At 32.7% G+C, this 736-nt stretch carries 1 protein-coding gene; it reads right to left on the bottom strand.

Translation table 11 applies throughout. The annotated features are described in order from the left end of the window. Positions 1-114: 114 nt before the first annotated feature. The coding region (locus A0F92_RS00595) for a sugar transferase (RefSeq protein ID WP_253809984.1) at positions 115-736 on the bottom strand (622 nt) is incomplete at its 5' end.

Here is a 736-nt window from a genome sequence, read left to right as displayed (position 1 = left end):
AAAAAGTTGTTGAAGCTAAGAGCTTATATGATCTTATAAACCTTTCCCCACCCCAACAAAAAACCCGGCAGTTGCCGGGTTAGGAAGAAAATAAGTTAAAAATAATAAAATTAACTAATGACCATTGGTTTGATTGTTAATCATTTGAGAAACAGTAGTATATATAATTTTCAAATCCAGTTGAAAAGACCAGTTCTGAATATATTTTAAATCATAGGCAATACGCTTAGCAGTTCTTTTTTTATTTTCGGCTTTATCTAATACATCACCCCTGTACCCATTAATTTGCGCTAAACCAGTAATACCGGGTTTTACCAAATGGCGTAAATCAATGTTGTCCACATAAGTAGCATATTCATTATGAAAAGGGATTGGGTGAGGTCTTGGACCAACCAAGCTCATATCACCTATTAAAACGTTAATAGCCTGCGGCAACTCATCTAAATTGGTTTTACGCAGAAACTTACCTATTTTAGTAAATCTACAATCATCTTTCAAAGCAGGCATAAAAACATCATTCCGTACATTAGTGTACATTGAACGAAATTTATAGCATTTAAAAACTACACCATTTAAACCAATTCTTTCTTGCTTAAAAAAAACAGGCCCTTTAGAAGACAGTTTAATTAAGAGTATAATAATGGGAAATAACCAGGAAAATACAAACACAAACAAAAGAGAGGTAAAAAAAACATCGAAAAGGCGCTTTGAAGTAGAAGTTTTAACAATCTCAGCT

The sequence above is a fragment of the Hydrotalea flava genome (assembly GCF_001623405.1).
Classification (GTDB): Bacteria; Bacteroidota; Bacteroidia; order Chitinophagales; family Chitinophagaceae; genus Hydrotalea; species Hydrotalea flava.
This window is presented reverse-complemented; position numbering and strand designations above follow the sequence as displayed.